The organism is Rhodococcus sp. 14-2483-1-1, assembly GCF_002259335.1.
Classification (GTDB): domain Bacteria; phylum Actinomycetota; class Actinomycetes; order Mycobacteriales; family Mycobacteriaceae; genus Rhodococcoides.
Genome location: NZ_NPFX01000036.1, coordinates 1 through 973 on the forward strand (window position 1 = coordinate 1; position 973 = coordinate 973).

1 protein-coding gene is annotated in these 973 nt (G+C 65.3%); it reads right to left on the reverse strand.

Going from position 1 to position 973, the window contains the following annotated elements; translation table 11 throughout:
* Positions 1-971 (reverse strand): biotin carboxylase N-terminal domain-containing protein (locus CH294_RS27155; RefSeq protein WP_249305525.1); only part of this gene is annotated, 971 nt, incomplete at its 3' end.
* Positions 972-973: the final 2 nt, after the last annotated feature.

Below are 973 nucleotides of genomic sequence, written 5' to 3' on the forward strand. Positions count from 1 at the left end.
TCGGTGATCGAGAGTTCTTCGCCGTTGGCGATGCGGAACTGTTGCAGCACCAGGTCGATGCCGGAGGTTTCCTCGGTGACGGGATGCTCGACCTGCAGGCGGGTGTTGACTTCCAGGAAGGAGACGAGTCCGTCCTGGCCGACGAGGTATTCGACGGTTCCGGCGCCGTAGTAGCCGGCTTCGAGGCAGATGGCTTTGGCGCTGGAGTGGATTTCTTTGCGTTGGGCGTCGGTGAGGAACGGGGCGGGGGCTTCTTCGACGAGTTTCTGGAAGCGGCGTTGCAGCGAGCAGTCGCGGGTGCCGGCGACGATGACGTTGCCGTGCTGATCGGCGATGACCTGCGCTTCGACGTGGCGTGGTTTGTCGAGGTAGCGCTCGACGAAGCATTCCCCACGACCGAACGCGGCGACGGCTTCGCGGGTGGCGGAGTCGAACAGTTCGGGGATTTCCTCGCGGGTGCGGGCGACCTTCATACCGCGGCCACCGCCACCGAACGCGGCTTTGATCGCGATCGGCAGGCCGTGTTCGTCGACGAACGCCAAAATTTCGTCCGCGTCTTTCACCGGTTCGGAGGTGCCCGGGACCGACGGTGCTTTGGCGCGGGCGGCGATGTGGCGGGCGGTGACCTTGTCGCCGAGGTCGCGGATGGACTGCGGGGACGGCCCGATCCAGATCAGGCCTGCGTCGAGGACGGCTTGGGCGAAGTCGGCGTTCTCGGAGAGGAATCCGTAGCCGGGGTGGATGGCGTCGGCGCCGGACTTGGCGGCGGCATCCAAAATTTTGTCGATCACCAAATAGGATTCGGCCGAGGACTGCCCGCCGAGGGCGAATGCTTCGTCGGCGAGGCGGACGAACGGGGCATCGGCGTCGGGTTCGGCGTAGACAGCGACACTGGCCAACCCGGCATCAGCAGCCGCCCGGATCACCCGCACCGCGATCTCACCACGATTGGCAACAAGAACCTTGGTGATCT